We start from the raw sequence: 18,309 nt of genomic DNA on the forward strand, positions 1-18,309 counted from the left end.
ATCGACTTAAGATAGTTGTGGTGATTGGGGGACAAGCCGTGGCCGATAGCAAGGCGAAGATTGCTCACGATAGGGCCCATGAACGCTACGAACGACAGACGGACGCCGGTATTCAGTTTGCCAAGCAGTCGTTCCAGGCGCTGCTGTTGCTTAATGGCGGGGCATGCATCGCTTTATTGGGATTTCTTGCGAACACATTCGCCAAGGAGAACGTACCCGAAGCACAGCAGCATTTGCTGACCAGCATGGTTGCATCGCTCCGCTGGTTCGCGCTCGGCGCCTTTGTGACGGTACTCGCAACAGTCGTGGCCTTCCTATCCAATCGCGGCTACGCAGACGAAGGACTGGCCAGGGAAAGGACCCAGGACCCGCCCTATCTTGTCGAGACCGCTGCGTCGCGGCGGTGGCATCTGTGGGCGACGTTTACTTTCCTGCTCTCCCTTTGCGGAGCTCTTACCGGGTTGGGGTTCTTCATGATGGGACTTATGTCTATCAACGCGTTTATCTAAGTCATGGCCCGCGTGTCGAAACGGCGTCTCGCGGCTACCTTGGCGGTCCCCGAGGCGTCAGCAAGCTAGACCAACTCAGGTGGTCATCTAACTATCTGAAAATGTTAGATGAAAACTGGTGGAGCCAATCGGGATCGAACCGACGACCTCTTGAATGCCATTCAAGCGCTCTCCCAACTGAGCTATGGCCCCACTTCCGGCAGTCACCGGCGCCGTTTCCGGCGAAGAGATCCGGCGCGGGTTGGAGACCGCGCCGTTAGTGCAGGCGGCTTCTAACCCCGCCTTTCTCAGATATCAAGCCTTCGAGAGCCGCTTTTTCTTCACAGGCCTCGAAAGCCCGCAAACGCCCGCTTTCAAGGCCGATCAGACCTCGTCGTCGTCGTCGCCGACGCCGATCATGTCGGCGACGTCGTCGTCTTCTTCCTCTTCGTCGGCAAGGAAAGTGTCATCCTCGTCGTCGCCGAGGTCGACATCGTCCTCGTCATCGCCGAGATCGGGAAGATCATCGGCCTTGACGTCCTCGTCCGCCTCTTCGAGCGAGACGACCTCAACGCCCTCTTCCTCCTCGGCGTCCACTTCCTTCTCGGCCACTTCCTCTTCCTCCTCGAGAGCGGCAATCTTGCCTTCCTCGAAATAGGAACGCGGATAGGTCTTGCCGGTGTAGGGCGAGACGATCGGGTCCTTGTTCAGGTCGTAGAATTTTCGGCCCGTCTCCGGGTCGATGCGTTTTGTGCCAAGTTCGGTTTTTGCCACGGCAAGCCTCGTCAATAAAAGAGTGGTCCCCTTAACCACAGTTTGCAGCGCTGTCAAAGCGAAAAGCCGGCGTCACAAAACCATGCATTGAAAGGCCTCGCGTCAAGTGACGACCATGGGGATGACCATTTCGGCCCGCCGTGATACGAGACCGCCGCAACAAATGAAAAGCGCCGGCCCGCCGGCATTCCGTCCAGGGAAATTCCATGTCTCACGCCGCCGCCCCCAAGCCGGCCACCGCCCGCCGATCCCCAGCCCTTTCCGGCACCGCTCGCGTGCCGGGCGACAAGTCGATCTCGCACCGTTCCTTCATGTTTGGCGGCCTCGCCTCCGGCGAGACCCGTATCACCGGCCTGCTCGAAGGCGAGGACGTGATGCGCACGGGTGCGGCCATGAAGGCAATGGGCGCACATATAGAAAAACGCGGCGCTGAGTGGGTGATCCGCGGCACCGGCAACGGCGCGTTGCTGCAGCCGGAAGGCCCGCTCGATTTCGGCAATGCCGGCACCGGCTCGCGCCTCACCATGGGCCTTGTCGGCACCTATGACATGGAAACGACCTTCATCGGCGACGCCTCGCTATCCGGCCGGCCGATGGGTCGCGTCCTCGAACCCTTGCGCCAGATGGGCGTGCAAGTGCTGAAGGCGACGCCGGGCGACCGCATGCCGATCACACTGCATGGACCAAAGCATGCAGCCCCGATCACCTATCGCGTGCCGATGGCCTCGGCGCAGGTGAAATCGGCGGTGCTGCTCGCCGGGCTGAACACGCCCGGCATCACCACCGTCATCGAACCCGTGATGACGCGCGACCACACCGAAAAGATGCTGAAAGGATTCGGCGCCAATTTGTCGGTCGAGACCGACGAGCGCGGCGTGCGCCACATCTTCATCGAAGGCCAGGGCAAGCTGACCGGCCAGACGATCGCCGTGCCGGGCGACCCCTCCTCGGCCGGCTTCCCGCTGGTGGCCGCACTGATCGTGCCGGGTTCGGACATCACAATCGAAAACGTGTTGATGAACCCGACCCGCACCGGCCTGCTTTTGACGTTGCAGGAGATGGGCGGCAAGATCGACATCCTGAACCCGCGCAATGCCGGCGGTGAGGATGTCGCCGATCTGCGCGTGCGTTACTCCGAACTGAAAGGCGTCATCGTGCCGCCCGAGCGGGCGCCGTCGATGATCGATGAGTACCCTGTGCTCGCGGTCGCTGCCAGCTTCGCCGAGGGTGAAACGCTGATGCAGGGGCTGGAGGAGCTGCGCGTGAAGGAATCCGACCGGCTGTCGGCCGTCGCCAACGGGCTAAAGCTCAACGGCGTCGACTGCACCGAAGGCGAGGCCTCGCTCGCCGTGCGCGGCAAACCAGGCGGCAAGGGCCTTGGCGGTCATCCCAACGGCCAGGACACCACCGTGCAGACCCATCTCGACCACCGCATCGCCATGAGTTTTCTGGTCATGGGGCTGGCGACGGAAAAGCCTGTCACCATCGACGATCAGGCGATGATCGCGACGAGCTTTCCGGAATTCATGGGCCTGATGACGGGCCTGGGCGCGGAGATTGGCTAGTCGATGGCAATGATTGGGCGTGGAGACTGGGGCCGGACTGGAATGTCTGCGGGACGGCGCCCCCCTCTGCCCTGCCGGGCATCTCCCCCACGAGGGGGGAGATCGGATGTCGGGACGGCTTTCGCCAATTTTCAACGTCGAAGAAAATGCGCCGATGTCGAAACTGCCAATCTCCCCCTCGTGGGGGAGATGTCCGGCAGGACAGAGGGGGGCGCAAAGGATCGCTACGTCTGCCTGGTTCGTTGGGCTTCTCGATCCCGGTTTTGGTGGCCTGCACATGACACACGTCTTCACCATCGCCATCGACGGCCCCGCCGGCGCCGGCAAGGGCACCCTTGCCCGCAGGTTGGCCGACCACTACCGGTTGAACCTTCTCGACACAGGCCTCACCTATCGCGCCGTTGCCTATGCGCTCATCCAGCACGCGCTGCCGCTCGACAATGTCTCGGCCGCCGAGACCGCTGCCCGCCAGGTCAATCTGGCGAAGCTCGACCGGACGGTCTTGTCAGCGCATGCGGTCGGCGAGGCAGCCTCGAAGGTCGCCGTGTACGCGACAGTGCGGCGCATCCTCGTCGAAAAACAGCGCGACTTCGCCAAGACGCCGCCGGGTGCGGTGCTCGACGGGCGCGACATCGGCACCGTCGTCTGTCCCGACGCCGACATCAAACTCTATGTGACGGCGAGCGCCGAGGTGCGGGCACGGCGGCGGCTGGCCGAGATCGAGAGCATCGGCGGGACCGCTGATTTCACCGAGATTCTCGCCGATATCGTGCGCCGCGACGAGCGCGACATGGGCCGTGCGGACTCACCTTTGAAGCCGGCGACCGACGCGCACTTGCTTGATACCAGCGAAATGGCTATAGAAGCCGCGTTTCTTGCAGCCATGGCGATCATAGACGACGTGCTGGCCAAGAGAGACAAGGCCTGATCCGGGTTTTCCCTCGTGTTCCGATTGTCGGAGGCGAAGAAAATACCCATATCGGGCACGAACCAGCCTGCCAGCATTCTTCATGCGCCGGAATTGCCGCTTAAAGAGCGGCCCAGGGCTTTTGTAGCCCGGAACGCCGGCAGGCCAACGCAACGCTAACCCACGGCGCCCGTCCCGCTTCTAGATGCGGGGCACTCCAGGAGAAACAATGTCAGCTGCAAATCCCACTCGCGATGATTTCGCGAGCCTGCTCGAAGAATCTTTTACCGCCGGTCACTCCGGCGAAGGCCAGGTCGTCAAGGGCATCATCACCGCCATTGAAAAGGACATGGCCATCATCGACGTCGGCCTCAAGGTCGAAGGCCGCGTGCCGCTGAAGGAATTCGGCGTCAAGGGCAAGGACACCACCCTCAAGGTTGGTGACACCGTCGAAGTCTATGTCGAGCGCATCGAAAACGCGCTTGGCGAAGCGATGCTTTCCCGTGAGAAGGCCCGCCGTGAAGAGAGCTGGGTCCGTCTCGAAGAGAAGTTCACCAAGGGTGAGCGCGTCGAAGGCGTCATCTTCAACCAGGTCAAGGGCGGCTTCACCGTCGACCTCGACGGCGCCGTGGCCTTCCTGCCGCGCAGCCAGGTCGATATCCGCCCGATCCGCGACGTCTCCCCGCTGATGCACAACCCGCAGCCCTTCGAGATCCTCAAGATGGATCGCCGCCGCGGCAACATCGTGGTGTCGCGCCGTACCGTGCTCGAGGAGAGCCGCGCCGAACAGCGTTCGGAAATCGTGCAGAACCTCGAAGAAGGCCAGGTTGTCGAAGGCGTCGTCAAGAACATCACCGATTACGGTGCGTTCGTCGACCTCGGCGGCATCGACGGTCTGCTGCATGTCACCGACATGGCATGGCGCCGCGTCAACCATCCGACCGAAATCCTCAACATCGGTCAGACGGTCAAGGTGCAGATCATCCGCATCAACCAGGAAACCCACCGCATCTCGCTCGGCATGAAGCAGCTCGAGAGCGATCCGTGGTCCGAGATCGGCACCAAGTTCCCGATCGGCAAGAAGATCAAGGGTACCGTCACCAACATCACCGACTACGGCGCGTTCGTCGAGCTGGAGCCGGGCATCGAGGGTCTCATCCACGTTTCGGAAATGTCGTGGACGAAGAAGAACGTGCATCCCGGCAAGATCCTGTCGACGACCCAGGAAGTCGACGTGGTGGTGCTCGAGGTCGATCCGGCCAAGCGCCGCATCTCGCTCGGCCTCAAGCAGACGCTCGAGAATCCGTGGCAGGCTTTCGCCTCGAGCCATCCGGTCGGCAGCCAGGTCGAGGGCGAGGTCAAGAACAAGACCGAGTTCGGCCTGTTCATCGGCCTCGAAGGCGACGTGGACGGCATGGTGCACCTTTCCGACCTCGACTGGACCCGTCCGGGCGAGCAGGTCATCGAAGAGTACAATCGCGGCGACATGGTCAAGGCGCAGGTGCTCGACGTCGACATCGACAAGGAGCGCATCTCGCTCGGCATCAAGCAGCTGGCCAAGGATACGGTCGGCGAGGCGGCGACTTCAGGCGAACTGCGCAAGAACGCGGTCGTCACCTGTGAAGTCATCGGCGTCAAGGATGGCGGTCTGGAAGTGCGGCTGGTCGACAGCGGCATCGAGACCTTCATCAAGCGCTCCGACCTGAGCCGTGACCGCGACGAGCAGCGCCCCGAGCGCTTCACCGTCGGCCAGAAGGTTGACGCCCGCGTCATCGCCTTCGACAAGAAGACCCGCAAGCTGCAGGTCTCGATCAAGGCGCTGGAAATCGCCGAAGAGAAGGAAGCGGTCGCTCAGTACGGCTCGACCGACTCCGGCGCTTCGCTGGGCGACATCCTGGGCGCCGCGCTGAAGAAGCAGGGCAGCTAAGCTTCGGCTGTCCGCCGCGCCTCGCGCGCGGCCTGAACAAGGAAACCCGCGGGTCGCAAGGCTCGCGGGTTTTTTCATGCGCGATAAAGCCAGGTGGTGGCCTTGCGATGGGGTTGGCACAAGACAAAGACGATGGAACACCTTCAATTGCGCACGCGCGGCTGTAAGTTCGGGCCGTCGTTGCAGGTAGACATCGGAACGCCATGCCCGAGGCAACAGAGAAACATTGCGCATGAAGGTCGTCGGAATCTATCGCTATCCGGTCAAGAGCCTGCGCGGTCATGCCGTACAGAGTGCTGACATCGAGACCATGGGCATGGCGGGGGACCGCCGCTGGATGGTCGTCGACAAGGATGGACACTTCCTCACCATTCGCCAGATACCGGCAATGACGACGATCGACGTCGACCATCGCGGCACGGGCATCCTGTTGAAGCATGACAAGCATGGTTCGCACGCCGTCGAGGCTCCAGCCCCAGACGCCGTGCTCCGTCAGGTCAAGATCTGGAAGGATATAGTTGCTGCGCGGCCGGGTGACCCTGCCGCCGGCGCCTATCTCTCCACGATTCTTGGCCGGCCCGTCGATCTCGTCTATTTGGACGATCCGCAAAACCGGCCGGTCGACCCGGAATTCGGCCAGCCTGGCGACTACGTCAGCTTTGCCGACGGCTTTCCGCTGCTGGTCACCACCACGGGCTCGCTGGACCTTCTGAACAGCCATCTTGCCAGGCCCATCGAGATGGCGCGGTTTCGGCCAAACATCGTGCTCGACGCAGAAGGCGCATGGCCCGAAGACAGCTGGAAAACGATCCGTATCGGTTCTGTCGAGTTGCGGATCGCAAAGCCCTGCGCGCGCTGTGTCATCACCACCCGCGATCCGCACAGTGGCGAGCAACCGGATCCGCGCGAGCCGTTGCAGACGCTTGGCAAACTCCATCGCTCCGCCAAGGGCGGCATCATCTTCGGCCAGAATGCGATTCCCAACAACGCCGGCACGATCTCCATCGGCGACGCGGTCGAGATCATGGAAGCAGGGGGCTCGAACCTGACATAGTCGCTGCTCCCAGCGTCGGCGGCCGCCATGCTTGGAACGGGCCGACCTCGGCTGTAGACTGACAAGGTCGGCAACAAGCCGCCCTTGGAAGCCAAACGATCGGAGGCCCCATGATCCGTATCGGCTTTGTTGCCGCATTGCTGTTGACCGGCACCGTGGCGGCGGCGGCGGCGTTGCCGCCTTACTGGCAACGACAGGCCGAGATCCGAGCCATCGCGGACAGTGCCGATCTTGCCGGCAAACTGGAAAGCCGCCCCATCGACGCGATCGAGCATATGGGAACCGACCGCTACCGGGTGGGGGCCGGCGGCTGCACGCTCGATGTGCTGATCGTCGACGACACAAGCGCCGAGCCGATGCCGGGTCCGCGCAAGTTCAAGCTGCAGATTGGCAAGCTCGTCTGCAAATGAGCCGCCGGACTCCACCGCCGACGGCTGCCGAGATGCTCGAGCGGGGCGACCGCTTCATCGCCGTGTCAGGCGAAGCCGGCGGTCGCGCCGCGGCGGGTCCTCAGGCCCTGCCGTAAAGCGGCACCAGCGTGCCGCTCATCGCCTGGTTGGCCGGCGAGGCAAGGTAGGCGATGGCCTCGGCGGCAGCTTCGAGGCTGACCCATCTGGTGACATCGGCATCCGGCATATCGGCGCGGTTTGCCGGGGTGTCGAGCGTCGACGGCGCCACTGCATTGACCAGGATGCCCTTGTGCTTCAGCTCCTCGGCCATCGCCACCGTCATCGCCGCCACCGCGGCCTTGCTGGCCGCGTAGGCGACCGAACCGGCGCCCCTGCGCGGTTCCAGTGCTGCTCGTGCAGCGATGTTGACGATGCGGCCTGCCGTGCCTGATGCCAGCATCGAGCGGACCGCGGCGCGGCAGCACAGGAAGGCAGTGCGTGCATTGGTGTCCATCATCTCGGCAAAGGACGCCGACTCGATCTTTTCCACAGGTGCCGAGGTGAAGCCGCCGGCCAGGTGGATCGAGCCCCACAGGCCTGGAACCTGGCTGTAGAACGCTTCGACCTTGGCGGGGTCCGAGAGATCGACATTGTGCACCAGCCTGACACGGTCATGCGTGGCGAAAGGGAAATGCGTTGGTGCGGCGGCATGGGCATTGGGCACATGGCAGATCGCGCCGTCACTCAGCAGTTTGCCGACAACCGCACCGCCGAGCGCACCGGTCCCGCCGGTCACGACGATATGCTTGCCTTCAAGTGTTTCCGTCATCTTGGACGCTCCTGTCATTTTTTTATCGTTAGGTCGTTTCTTACGCCACGCCGACGCGAAGCGTCGCGCCTTTCGCGCCATCACTCAATTGAAATCTCGACATGGCAGTTGTCGCGTCTTTGCATGCGTCCGCCCACCACTCGGCCATGGGTCATGCCAGCCGGGACGGGAGCCACGCGACACTGATATTCAGTCAACCGTGATTTCGATGACGCGCGGCAGTCCGGTGGCCCGCGCGCGTTTCAGCGCGTCCGCCAGACCATCAATATCGGCAAGCCGTTCGGCGCCGATGCCATAGGCTTGCGCCAGCTTGCAGAAATCCGGCGGCGCCGGCGATACGCCAACCGGCTCGACGCCGACGTCGAGCATCGAGGTTTCGATCTCGCGGTAACCTCTGTTATTCCAGACGACGAAGATGACCGGTGCCCGGGCATCGAGTGCGGCGCCCAGTTCCGGCAGCGTGAACTGGAAGCCGCCGTCACCCGTGAGGCAGACGACCGGCGCATCGGGCACCGCAAGGGCAGCGCCGATCGCCGCCGGCGGGCCATAGCCGAGCGCGCCGAAGCCGGTGGCGGCATTGAACCAGCCGCCCGGCCGGTCATGGTCGTAATAGAGGTTTGCGGCGTAGATCGGTTGCGTCGAATCGCCGACGATAAGTGCGCCCGGCAAAGCGTCGCGGATCATCTCGACGGCGCGCACTTGCGCCTGCAGGGTCGGATTGAGTTCGGCAAAGGCTGCTTTTCGTGCAGCAGCGGCGCGCGACGAACCGCCTTCGCTTGCCGGGACATGGCCGGTTTCCAGAAGCAGCGCTTCGAGCGCCTCGGCGCAATCGGCCTGGATCGAAACCGTCGCCGGGCGGCGGGCAAGCTGGTCCGCGCCGATATCGATGCGGATCAGATTGGCGGGCAGGACGAAGCCGCCATCGCTGTAGCCGTCATAGTCGGTCGGGCCGAACTCGGTGCCGGCGGCAATGACCAGATCTGCGTCGGCCATCAGCGCCCGCACCGCCTTCAGGCTGGGACTGGCCGGCACGCAAAGCGGATGACCATGCAGCAGACCGCGCGCATTGGCGGTCTGGACGACCGGCGCGCCCAGCCGTTCGGCCAGACGCCGCAATGGCGCCTCGGCGCGTTTGGCGCCGCCGCCGACCAGGATCAGTGGGCGGCGCGCGGCAGCGATGAGTTTGGCAGCGCTGGCAATTGCGGCACCTTCCGGCGCGGGTGGCGTCACATTGCTCAGCATGGCAGCGATGCCATCCGCCGGCTTGACCATGACGTCGGTCGGGATTTCGATATGCACCGGACCAGGCCTGACCGATGAAAACAGGGCGAAGGCCTGCGCCAGCGCACCGGGCAATTCGCTGGCCTCGGTGACGCGCTGCGAAAACAGCGCCACCTTCTCCATCATGCCGCGCTGGTCCGGCAGTTCATGCAGATGGCCCAGCCCCTTGCCCAGCGTCGGCATGGCGTTGACGCCTGATATGACCAGCATCGGCACCGAATCGGCGCGTGCCTGTCCCATGGCGGTGATGGTGTTGGTCAGCCCCGGTCCGGTGATGACGAAGGCGACACCCGGCCTGCCGCTGGCGCGCGCATAGCCGTCGGCCATGAAGCCGGCGCCCTGCTCGTGACGCGGCGTGACATGGCGGATCTTGGAGCGCGCCAGCCCACGGTAGAGTTCGACCGTGTGCACGCCGGGAATGCCGAACACCGTGTCGACGCCATGGGCTTCGAGCAGCGAAATGAGGGCTTCGCCGAGTGTCGTCATTGGTTTTCCTCCCCTTCCGGCGCGAGGCCTAGTTCGGCCTCGACAGTCTTGATGCCGATCGCCGCCAATTCGCCGGGCGAGAACATCTCGCCGGCCAGGCAACCTTCGATCCAGAGTCCGTCGATGATCGCATTAATCGCGATGGCATGGTGGCGCAATTGGCTTGTGTCCGGATTGCGCCGTTCGGCGGCGAGCACCTCAGCCACAACCGCTTCCACCTCATTGCGAAAACCAAGGTAGCCTTCGCGGTGGGCATGGGCCAAGGTCGGATCCGCTCTGGCGCGGCCGATGAAGGTTGCCCAGAGCGAAAACACCCGCGCATCGATGATCGGCGCATTGAGGTTGGCGGTGACGAAAGCCGCAAGGCGCTGGCGAGGCGAGGTATCCTCCATGACCAACGCCGCTTTCGCCTGCTCGGTCATGCGGCCCATCAGCGCTGCATAGGCTTCCTGCAGCAATTCTTCCTTGCCGGGAAAATAGTGCCGGATCAGCCCAGCGGTGACGCCGGCACGCAATGCGATGGTGCGCAAGGTGGCGCCCTGCAGGCCATGTTCGGCCACGCTGTCCAGAGTGGCCTCGATCAGATCCTGCCGCCGCCGCTCCTCGCCCTCGCGACGGAACCTGCGGCGGGATGGCGTATTCATTGGCGCAGGATCGGTCGCGTCAGGCATGTCGGCCCGCCCTCGCAGGCGATGCAGAGCGCATCCGCCTCGAAGATTTCGACCGTGCAGCCGGCGGCTTCCATCGCGGCTTTGGTCTTTGGAAAGCCTGCAACGGCAATGACCTTGTGTGGGCTGGTCGGCAGCACGTTCAGGCTAAGGCCGTTGGAAGCCGCGAACTCTTCGGCGTCGCCTTCGACCAGCCGGATGTTGTGCGCCTTCAGCATCTGATAGAACGGGGCCGGCAAAAGCGGTGAATAGACCAGTGCGAGGTCGTCGGCCAGCGGGCTGATCACCGACATCAGATGCAGGCACGCCTCTTCGCCTTGCCACAGCGGCAGATCAAAGCCGTAGACGGTAACGCCCAGCGGCGTCAGCAGGTTGGAAACCTGCTGGATGCCTTCCTGGTTGGAGCGGACACCGCGCCCGATCACCAGCGTGCGGGCATCGAGCCATACACAATCACCGCCTTCGACCTGGCCAGGAACGTCGACGCGGCCCAGGATTGGAATGCCCAGCCTTCGGTAGGTTTCCTCATGCAGCGAGGGCTCCCTGGCGCGCAACGGTTTGCCCATGGACAGAATCAGCGCGCCGCGATCGGTCATCAGCGACGGGTCGTGCGTGAACACCGAATCCGAAAGTCCATCCGCCGTGTCCTCGATCCATTCGATTTCGGCACCGGAAGCCGCCACCAGTTCAGCAAGGAGCGCGTGCTGCGATGCAGCTTTCGCCGGATTGAATCCCGGGCCATAGTGCCAGGCAGCCCTGTCGGCATTGCGCATGGCGTTGGCCGCCGACCGCATCAGCACGCGGCGCAGCGGCGCCGCCATGGACTGTGATCCGAAAGCGCTCATCGAAGCCCTTTTTCGCTGAAAAAATCGAGAAAATTTCATGGACGGCTATTTATACACTTGCACAACAAGCTCGCAAGTGCCGTAATGAGCAGGATTGACGGGCTCGCGCCGTTGGGTCCATGCTGAAGTCTGGAGCGGGGCAGTACAGCGTATATGTTGATTAGCCGGATAGACGTTCGACGAACTGCCGCCTACCCTATAGAGGCCACACCGTGAGCGCGGCGGAAGCTGCCGCAGTCCAATCTGGCACGGCGCAGGACGGCGCCGCCGAAGCCATCCATGTCGAGAACCTGCACAAGAGATTCGGTGAGCTGCATGTGCTGAAGGGCGTCTCGCTGTCGGCGCGCGACGGCGAGGTCATCGCCATCATCGGCGGCTCAGGCTCGGGCAAATCGACACTGCTGCGCTGCATCAACTGCCTTGAAAACCCGACGAGCGGCATCATCCGCGTCAATGGCGAGGAGATCAAGCTCAAGGCCGACAGCCATGGCCACACGGTTCCGGCCGACCGCAAGCAGATCGAGCGCATCCGCTCCAAGCTCGGCATGGTGTTCCAGAACTTCAACCTGTGGAGCCACATGACGCTGATCGAGAACGTCATCGAGGTTCCCGTGCATGTGCTTGGCATCAAGCGCGACGTGGCGATCGCAGAGGCCGAAAAGCTGCTCGCCCGCGTCGGCCTGGCCGAAAAGCGCGACGTCTATCCGGCCTATCTGTCGGGCGGCCAGCAGCAGCGCGCCGCGATCGCCCGTGCGCTGGCCATCAATCCGCGCGTCATGCTGTTCGACGAACCGACCTCGGCGCTCGATCCCGAGCTGGTCGGCGAGGTGTTGAAGGTGATCGGCGACCTGGCGCGCGAAGGCCGCACCATGGTGCTGGTCACGCACGAGATGAAGTTCGCCCGCGAGGTCGCGACGCATGTCGTCTATCTCTACAATGGATTGGTCGAGGAAGAAGGACCGCCCGAGCAGATCTTCGGCGCGCCCAAATCCGAAAGGCTGAAGCAGTTCATCCGCAACATCGGCTAGGACAGGCCGGGACGGAAGAAAACCGGGAACCAACAACAAACTGGGAGTCGTGACATGAAGACCGTTCTGAAGACATTCGCCGCAGCGCTGCTGCTGGGCGTCGCCGCCATGGGCGTGGCCAAGGCCGATCCGGTCAAGATCGGCGTCGCCGCCGAGCCCTATCCGCCCTTCACCTCGCCGGACGCTTCCGGCAAATGGGTCGGCTGGGAGATCGAGTTCATCGACGCGGTGTGCGCCGAAGAGAAGCTTGATTGCGTCATCACCCCGGTTGCCTGGGACGGCATCATTCCGGCGCTGACGACCAAGAAGATCGACCTCATCGTTTCCTCGATGTCGATCACCGCCGAACGCGAGAAGACGATCGATTTTTCGGACAAATACTATAACACCCCGACCGCGATCATCGGCCCGAAGGACCAGAAATTCGGCTCCGCTCCGGACGACCTCAAGGGCAAGGTCGTCGGGGTTCAGGTGTCGACGGTGCATGCCGTCTACGCCAAGAAGCACTTCGGCGCCACGGCTTCCGAGATCAAGGAATACCAGACCCAGGACGAAGCCAACAACGATCTTGCGGCCGGCCGTCTCGACGCGGTGCAGGCCGATTCCATCGCGCTTGGCGAATTCCTCAAATCGGACCAGGGCAAAGCCTGCTGCGATCTGAAGGGCATGGTGGCTCCGGACGACGAAGTGCTCGGACCAGGCGTCGGCGCCGGCGTGCGCAAGGAGGACACCGAGCTGAAGGGCAAAATCAACGCAGGCATCAAGGCGATCCGCGCCAACGGCAAGTATGACGAAATCTCGAAGAAGTATTTCGATTTCGACATTTACGGCGGCGGCGGCGCGCAGTCGAACTGACGATCCTCGCATGAGCTGAGGGGCATGGCGTCAGCGCCATGCCCTCCTGCCCGATCTTTCCCAGGCATGTTTGCCGCCGGCGCAGCCGTCGGCGGTTAGAGCCAGCAATCCGGGGGCGACGCTGATCGACGCACTTCTTTCGGCCTCGGCGGCGGGGATCGCCGAACTCCTCTCGCCCTACCCGCCGGGCTGGGGCGGGACGCTTCTGGTCGGGCTCCTGCATTCGATCGAGATCGCCCTGGGCGCCACCTGCCTCGGTCTGTTGATTGGCACCGGCGGCGCCTATGGCAAGCTCTATGGCGGCCCGGTGGTGCGCGATCTGCTGGCGGTCTACACCACCATCGTGCGCGCGGTGCCCGAACTGGTGCTGATCCTGCTGCTCTATTATGCCGGCACCGACCTGATCAACCAGGCGCTGACGGCAATGGGTTATCAGCGTGTCGACATCAGCGGCCTTGCCGCCGGCATCGCCGTGCTCGGCTTTGTCCAGGGCGCCTATTCGACCGAGGTGATACGCGGCGCGATCCTGGCCATTCCGCAGGGCCAGATCGAAGCCGCCCGCGCCTATGGAATGTCTCCCGGCCTTCTCTTACGGCGCATCACCTTGCCGTCCATGCTGCCCTTCGCCATACCGGGCCTCGCCAATCTCTGGCTGATCGCCACCAAGGACACAGCACTTCTGGCGGTCGTCGGTTTCTACGAGCTGGCGCTGGCAACGCGGCAGGCCGCCGGTGTCACCAAAGCCTATTTCACCTTCTTTTTGCAGCGGGCGTGCTCTACCTGCTGCTGTCGCTGTTTTCCAATCTCATCATCGGCCGGATCGAGGCCTGGTCCAGGCGCGGCATGCCTTCGCTCAAGGAGGCGCGCTGATGGCCAACGAAGCGGCCATCATCAACGTCGTCGCGCGAACGTCGCTGTGGCTGCAGCCACACCGCATCGTGCTGATCCTGATCGCACTCGGCCTGGTTCTGTCGGCCGCCTTTTTCATGCGCTGGGACTGGCTGCCGCAATATTACGAAATGGGATTGATCGGCATCTGGCGCTCGCTGTGGATCCTGGCCGTCACCTGCGTGCTGGGCTTCCTGCTCGCCGTGCCGCTCGGGCTGGCGCAGGCCGCCGGCTCGTTCTGGTTCGCCGCGCCCGCCAAGGTGTTCTGCACGGTGATCCGGGGCACGCCGCTGCTGATCCAGCTGTGGCTGCTCTATTACGGCCTGGGCTCGCTGTTCCCGCAATATCCGTGGATCCGCGAATCCTGGATGTGGCCGTATCTCAGGCAAGCCTGGCCCTATGGTGTGCTGGCGTTGACCCTGTCTTTCGCCGGCTATGAGGGCGAGGTGATGCGCGGCGCCTTTGCCGGCGTGCCCAAGGGACAACTGGAGGCTGCCCGCGCCTTCGGCATGAGCCGCTGGAAGGCGTTCCGGCGCATCTGGCTGCCACAAGCCATCTACCGGGCGCTGCCGACGTTGACCGGCGAGACCGTGCTGCAATTGAAGTCGACGCCGCTGGTGGCGACGATCAGCGTCATCGACATCTTCGCCGTTTCGTCCAAGGTGCGGCAGGACACCTACCTCACCTATGAACCCCTGCTGCTGCTGGCGCTGATCTACATGACGATCACCGGCATTCTGGTCTTCGCCTTCAGCAGGATAGAGGCCAGGATCCCGAACAAGATCGGTTAGAGGGGAGTAGGGGAGTAGGGGAGTAGGGGAGTAGGGGAGTAGGGGAGTAGGGGAGTAGGGGAGTATCAGGCCACTATCCACATTCACATTTCCATCCCCATTCGCTATTCACTGCCCACTGTCCCCTACTCTCGTACTCCCCTGTTCCCTTACTCCCCTAGGACGGCCATGATGCAACTCAGTCTCGACCAGGCAAAAGGACTGTGCCGGATGGCGGCGCTTGGCGCCGGCGCCAATGAGGAAGCGGCGCAATCGCTCACTGCCTCGATCATATCAGCCGAGGCAGAAGGGCTTTCCTCCGTCGGACTGTCGCATTTCATCGATTATCTCGAGGCACTGGAAGCCGGACGCATCGACGGCAATGCCGACCCGGTGATCACCCGGCCGGCGCTGGCGGTCTATCTCTCCGATGCGCGCGGCGGGCTGGCGCATACCGGCTTCGACCGCACCATCGACGACCTCGCCAAGGCGGCAAAACTGTTCGGCGTCGCCATCTTCTCGCAGAAGAACGCCTATACATGTGGCGCGCTTGGCTATTTCACCGGGCGCCTGGCGGCCCAGGGACTGGTGTCGTTCGCCGCCACCAACGGCCCGGCCGTGCTTGCCGGCTCCGGCTCGGTCAAGCCGGTCTATTGCACCAACCCGATGTCGTTTGCCGCACCCGCGGCCGACGGCGCGCCGCTGGTCATCGACCAGTCGTCGAGCGCCACCGCTTTCGTCAACATCCGCAAGGCGGCCGAGGACGGCAAGACAATCCCCGAGGGCTGGGCGCTGGACGCCAGCGGCAACCCGACCACCGATCCAGCCGCCGCCATGAAAGGCGCCATGCTTGCCTTCGGCGGCCAGCGCGGCGCCAACATCGCGCTGATGGTCGAGGTGCTGGCGGCGGGCCTGTCGGGCGCCAACTGGTCGCTCGACGCGCCATGGTTCAGCGGTGGGCCGGACAGCCCCGGCACCGGGCTGTTCGTGCTTGCGGTCGAGCCAAAGCTGCTCGATCCGGATTTCGAGCAGCGGATGAAGGACCAGCTCGACCGGCTGCGGCGGCGCTTCGGCGTGCATGTGCCTGGTCGTGCCCGGGCCGAAGCAGCCGAGAAGGCGCAAGCGCGCGGCATCACCGCGTCCAAGGCGGTGGTGCAGCGCATTTCCGAATTCGCCGCCCGCTATTCTTCCTGAATAAACAGTTAGATATCAGATAGTTATCTCAGATCTGCCCGCCTGAGGCGCGGCGCGGTGCGATTTTCTTTGCGCGCCGCTGAACCTTTCCGCGCCTTGCTGCGACCCACCTTTGTCCAGGGCAAGGCGAGCTTGCCCGATCCACACCGAGGGAAGCAGCAAACCGAAAAGCGAAAGCCTGTTTCACGCAAAGGATCGTCCTTTGCGTCTCGGAAAACTCAACCCAAATCAAAGGAAATTGTCATGACCAACACCAAGATCACCATGCTGACCGCTGTCCTTCTGCTCGGCTCGTTCATGGGTGCCACACAGGCAGCCTCTCTGAAGGCCGCGCCGGCCAAGCCGTCCAGCCCGGGCGTCATCACCGCCCCGAGCGGCGGCGCCACCGAGGATCATTACTGCAAGGACGGCCATGCAAAATTCGCCAATTGCAGCGCCGATTTCGTCGCGGCCTGCAAGAAGGTTGGCGGCACCATGTCGGATGTTCAGGGCTGGGGTGGGCGTACTTGCTTCACGCCCTCCTGATACCGTCTCAGGTCAGGCCGCTCCGTCGGCCCCTGGCTTCGCATGGATGTCACCCGGAAAACCCCGCCTCGGCGGGGTTTTCTGCGTTTCGTCGCTGCAAGGATAAACATTCGCATTTTGGTCAACTTTTGTTTATTTGACTTCGCCCGACCTGACCGGCCGTTTGCGCTGATTGAGCAAACAGAGGAGCCATAATGTCGGCAAGCACGGACAATCCCCGCAACAGCCTCATCATTCCAGCCTTTGGCAGGCTTTACGCAGCCTTGCACGAGGGTGCGGAAACCGCTCTTCGCGTCGTCGCCGGTGCGTTTCTCACCATTCATGGTTCGCAGAAGATCACCAATCCTTTCGGCGCCGCCGAGATGGTCGAGGGCCTCGGCTTCTATCCGGGCGCCTTGTGGTCGTTGCTCCTGGCCTGCACCGAATTCTTCGGCGGCATTTTCATCGCCATCGGGCTTTTGACACGACCGGCCGCCTTCGCCGGCCTGTTCGTGCTGCTGGTCACGGTCTGGTTCCACTGGGTCACCATGGGCCAGGGCTTTTCGGGCGCGGAAAAGTCGCTGCTGTGGGCGGCAATCCTGCTCTTCTTCGTCATCCGCGGCGGCAACCGACATTCGGTCGACGCCCGTGTTGGCAAGGCGTTCTGACAAGGCTTGTTTAGACGCAATCCCCAAGGGAAAGCGCTATGCGCTTTTCCCGGGAAAACCGCTTCACACTTTTCCTGGGATTGCTCTGAAAACAAGGGCGGCAGCGACGACGCGTCGCCCTTTGCCTTTGGCGCGAAACGGATTATGAAACGGCTTCAGCCAAGCTTGCGAGCGCCGGAGCCAGCCATGACCGAAATCCTGCAGACCCCAAAGCTCGTCGTCGTCTTTGGCGGATCAGGCTTTGTCGGCCGCCATGTGGTGCGCGCGCTGGCCAAGCGCGGCTATCGCATCCGCGTCGCCTGCCGGCGGCCCGATCTCGCCGGCCATCTGCAGCCGCTTGGCAATGTGGGCCAGATCCAGCCGGTGCAGGCCAATGTGCGCATGCGCTGGTCGGTCGACCGCGCCGTTCAGGGTGCCGACCATGTCGTCAATCTGGTCGCCATCCTGCATGAGAGCGGCCGGCAGAAATTCTCTGCCGTGCACGAATTCGGCGCCCGCGCGGTGGCCGAAGCCGCGCGCGCCGTCGGCGCCGGCCTCACCCATGTCTCGGCGCTAGGCGCGGATGCGAACTCCGAATCGGACTACGCGCGCACCAAGGCGCTTGGCGAAAAGGCCGTCATGGAGACGATCAAGGACGCGGTCATCTTTCGCCCGTCGGTCAACTTTGGGCCAGAGGACGAATTCTTCAACCGCTTCGCCAACATGGCGCGGTATTCGCCGGTGCTGCCGCTGATCGGTGGCGGCCAGACCAAGTTCCAGCCGGTCTATGTCGGCGACGTCGCCGAAGCGGTGGCGCGCTCCGTCGACGGCAAGGTCGATGGCGGCCAGATTTATGAGCTCGGCGGGCCGAGGGTGCTCACTTTCAAGGAATGCATGGAAGAATTGCTCGCGGTGATCGAGCGCAAGCGCCTGCTGGTGCCGGTGCCGTGGTGGGTGGCCAACATCCAGGCCTCGATCCTCGGCCTCCTGCCCAATCCGCTGCTGACCAAGGACCAGGTGATGCAGTTGCGCGAGCACAACATCGTCTCGGACGCGGCCGCCAAGGCCAACCGGACACTCGCCGGGCTCGGCATCCAGCCGCAATCGATCGCGACGATCCTGCCCAGCTACCTCTGGCGCTACCGCGCCGCCGGGCAGTTCCAGCAGCGCAAGCCGGCAGCTTAATTCAGCGCAGCTGCCTGAAGGTGTC

18 protein-coding genes, 1 tRNA gene and 1 pseudogene are annotated in these 18,309 nt (G+C 63.4%); 14 read left to right on the forward strand and 6 right to left on the reverse strand.

The genetic code is table 11. The features are described 5' to 3' along the window. Positions 1-38 precede the first annotated feature (38 nt). Positions 39-509, forward strand: a complete 471-nt coding sequence (locus tag HB777_26855) for a hypothetical protein (GenBank protein QND67187.1) — start codon at positions 39-41, stop codon at positions 507-509. Between the two features lie 116 nt (positions 510-625). On the opposite strand, the gene HB777_26860 is transcribed toward HB777_26855, so the two are convergent. Then, positions 626-701: transfer RNA gene (locus HB777_26860), tRNA-Ala, on the reverse strand. Between the two features lie 171 nt (positions 702-872). Next, the gene (locus HB777_26865; GenBank protein QND67188.1) at positions 873-1,262 is read right to left on the reverse strand and encodes a TIGR02300 family protein; all 390 of its coding nucleotides are present in this window, start codon (positions 1,260-1,262) and stop codon (positions 873-875) included. Positions 1,263-1,468: 206 nt separating this feature from the next. On the opposite strand from HB777_26865, the gene aroA reads away from it, so the two are divergent. The 5 genes from aroA (at position 1,469) to HB777_26890 (ending at position 7,125) form a co-directional block, all read left to right on the forward strand. Then, positions 1,469-2,827: a 3-phosphoshikimate 1-carboxyvinyltransferase gene (aroA, locus tag HB777_26870; protein ID QND67189.1), complete on the forward strand. Its 1,359-nt coding sequence runs from the start codon at positions 1,469-1,471 to the stop codon at positions 2,825-2,827. A gap of 277 nt (positions 2,828-3,104) precedes the next feature. Continuing rightward, the gene (locus HB777_26875) at positions 3,105-3,755 is read left to right on the forward strand and encodes a (d)CMP kinase (GenBank protein QND67190.1); all 651 of its coding nucleotides are present in this window, start codon (positions 3,105-3,107) and stop codon (positions 3,753-3,755) included. A 208-nt stretch (positions 3,756-3,963) separates the two neighbouring features. Further along, a complete protein-coding gene (rpsA, locus tag HB777_26880) occupies positions 3,964-5,661 on the forward strand; it encodes a 30S ribosomal protein S1 (protein ID QND67191.1) in 1,698 nt (565 codons plus the stop codon). A 232-nt stretch (positions 5,662-5,893) separates the two neighbouring features. Then, on the forward strand, positions 5,894-6,715 hold the full coding sequence (locus tag HB777_26885) for an MOSC domain-containing protein (GenBank protein QND67192.1): 822 nt from the start codon (positions 5,894-5,896) through the stop codon (positions 6,713-6,715). 110 nt (positions 6,716-6,825) lie between these two features. Beyond that, the gene (locus tag HB777_26890; GenBank protein ID QND67193.1) at positions 6,826-7,125 is read left to right on the forward strand and encodes a hypothetical protein; all 300 of its coding nucleotides are present in this window, start codon (positions 6,826-6,828) and stop codon (positions 7,123-7,125) included. Positions 7,126-7,225: 100 nt separating this feature from the next. Here the strand turns inward: HB777_26890 and HB777_26895 are convergent, their stop codons facing one another. The 4 genes from HB777_26895 to HB777_26910 form a co-directional block, all read right to left on the reverse strand. Further along, a complete protein-coding gene (locus HB777_26895) occupies positions 7,226-7,933 on the reverse strand; it encodes an SDR family NAD(P)-dependent oxidoreductase (protein QND67194.1) in 708 nt (235 codons plus the stop codon). 189 nt (positions 7,934-8,122) lie between these two features. Beyond that, on the reverse strand, positions 8,123-9,700 hold the full coding sequence (locus tag HB777_26900; protein ID QND67195.1) for a 5-guanidino-2-oxopentanoate decarboxylase: 1,578 nt from the start codon (positions 9,698-9,700) through the stop codon (positions 8,123-8,125). Continuing rightward, a complete protein-coding gene (locus HB777_26905; protein QND67196.1) occupies positions 9,697-10,371 on the reverse strand; it encodes a TetR family transcriptional regulator in 675 nt (224 codons plus the stop codon). Before HB777_26905 ends, HB777_26900 begins: the two co-directional genes overlap by 4 nt. Beyond that, complete coding sequence (locus HB777_26910) at positions 10,341-11,213, reverse strand: amidinotransferase (GenBank protein QND67197.1); 873 nt, start codon at positions 11,211-11,213, stop codon at positions 10,341-10,343. The genes HB777_26905 and HB777_26910 overlap by 31 nt, the downstream gene beginning before the upstream one ends. A gap of 212 nt (positions 11,214-11,425) precedes the next feature. Between HB777_26910 and HB777_26915 the strand changes: the two genes are divergently transcribed. The 8 genes and pseudogenes from HB777_26915 (at position 11,426) to HB777_26950 (ending at position 18,284) form a co-directional block, all read left to right on the forward strand. Then, the gene (locus HB777_26915) at positions 11,426-12,241 is read left to right on the forward strand and encodes an ABC transporter ATP-binding protein (GenBank protein QND67198.1); all 816 of its coding nucleotides are present in this window, start codon (positions 11,426-11,428) and stop codon (positions 12,239-12,241) included. A 54-nt stretch (positions 12,242-12,295) separates the two neighbouring features. Further along, the gene (locus HB777_26920) at positions 12,296-13,096 is read left to right on the forward strand and encodes a transporter substrate-binding domain-containing protein (GenBank protein ID QND67199.1); all 801 of its coding nucleotides are present in this window, start codon (positions 12,296-12,298) and stop codon (positions 13,094-13,096) included. A gap of 205 nt (positions 13,097-13,301) precedes the next feature. Then, positions 13,302-13,966, forward strand: a pseudogene (locus tag HB777_26925) (ABC transporter permease). Beyond that, complete coding sequence (locus HB777_26930) at positions 13,966-14,775, forward strand: ABC transporter permease (protein ID QND67200.1); 810 nt, start codon at positions 13,966-13,968, stop codon at positions 14,773-14,775. Before HB777_26925 ends, HB777_26930 begins: the two are co-directional and overlap by 1 nt. Before the next feature lie 171 nt (positions 14,776-14,946). Then, positions 14,947-15,948: an Ldh family oxidoreductase gene (locus HB777_26935; protein QND67201.1), complete on the forward strand. Its 1,002-nt coding sequence runs from the start codon at positions 14,947-14,949 to the stop codon at positions 15,946-15,948. A gap of 243 nt (positions 15,949-16,191) precedes the next feature. Next, complete coding sequence (locus tag HB777_26940; GenBank protein ID QND67202.1) at positions 16,192-16,473, forward strand: hypothetical protein; 282 nt, start codon at positions 16,192-16,194, stop codon at positions 16,471-16,473. Between the two features lie 194 nt (positions 16,474-16,667). Further along, on the forward strand, positions 16,668-17,120 hold the full coding sequence (locus HB777_26945) for a DoxX family protein (GenBank protein ID QND67203.1): 453 nt from the start codon (positions 16,668-16,670) through the stop codon (positions 17,118-17,120). 186 nt (positions 17,121-17,306) lie between these two features. Further along, positions 17,307-18,284, forward strand: a complete 978-nt coding sequence (locus HB777_26950) for a complex I NDUFA9 subunit family protein (GenBank protein QND67204.1) — start codon at positions 17,307-17,309, stop codon at positions 18,282-18,284. Positions 18,285-18,309 lie beyond the last annotated feature (25 nt).

Source organism: Mesorhizobium loti (assembly GCA_014189435.1).
In the GTDB taxonomy this organism is placed as follows: domain Bacteria; phylum Pseudomonadota; class Alphaproteobacteria; order Rhizobiales; family Rhizobiaceae; genus Mesorhizobium; species Mesorhizobium loti_G.